The following is a 967-nucleotide window of genomic DNA, read 5'->3' as shown; positions in this document are numbered from 1 at the left end:
ATTTAAGTAGTCTCTTAAAATACTGTCGATTTCTTTTGGATAATTCATGGCTTTCCGATGATCATCATATTCGTCTTCATCGAGAATATTGTAGGTCATGTCAGGAAAAACCTTAACATCTAAGTCATAATCAATATATTTAATTGCTTCGCCATCATAGGCAAACGGAGAACTGATGTTGCAATAATAATGAACCCCGTCTTCCCTCAGCATCCCGATGACATTAAACCATTGTCTTGCGTGAAAATAACAGATTGCGGGCTCTCTGGTTATCCATGTCCGGCCGTCTGATTCGGTTACCATCGTCCGGTCATTGGCTCCGATGACACACATTTCTGTACTTTTTAAGATTGTTGTCTCATTCCAAATTCTATGAATCAGCCCGTTGTGCTTATAGCTGTGAATTTGAATGGTTTCTCCTTCCTTGGGATAGCCCATATTTCTCCCCTACTTTCTATAAAGCCCTACAGTTAGTATGTCCAAATTTGCTTACCGACAACGTCTTTTACCTATTATAACGTTACAAATTGAAAAATGAAAATAAAAGAGCCATTCCGGCCGGGGAATGGCACATTCCTGCTCTACACAAAGGAAGACGGCTTTTCTGAGCTGCGATAAGAACGAATCACCTGCTCTGTCTGCTTTTGAAACATATCCTGTATATCGGCAAGATGTTTCCGTTTTACCGCAATTTCATCCTGAATACCGCGCAGCCTTGCATCCCTTTCCAAATGCCGGAGTTCTGCTTCAATTTGTTTGCAGCGGTCGAGCTCTGATTGGAGATCGAGAAGCTTATCCATCGTTTTCATCTGTTCGCTTACCAGCTTTTCAAATTCCGTCATCGGTTCCTCCTTCAGCCTGGTGAAAGTATAAACGTTTCCTCCTTTTATCATTTCGATCCCAATACAGCAAACCCTTTGACTCATTCTGTAGACCTTTCACAAGTTTTGTCGTTTTACAAACAAAA

2 protein-coding genes are annotated in these 967 nt (G+C 41.1%); both read right to left on the bottom strand.

Annotation, left to right across the window (positions count from 1 at the left end):
* Positions 1-438 (bottom strand): DUF402 domain-containing protein (locus RAC86_RS39145; RefSeq protein ID WP_377887001.1); only part of this gene is annotated, 438 nt, incomplete at its 3' end.
* Between the two features lie 143 nt (positions 439-581).
* Entirely contained in the window at positions 582-842 is a 261-nt protein-coding gene (locus tag RAC86_RS39140; protein WP_014113115.1) for a YgaB family protein, read from the bottom strand.
* Between the last annotated feature and the right edge of the window lie 125 nt (positions 843-967).

The organism is Bacillus sp. LR_5 (genome assembly GCF_042709275.1).
Note: the sequence above shows the minus strand (reverse complement) of the source record. Positions and strands in the feature narration are given on the sequence as shown.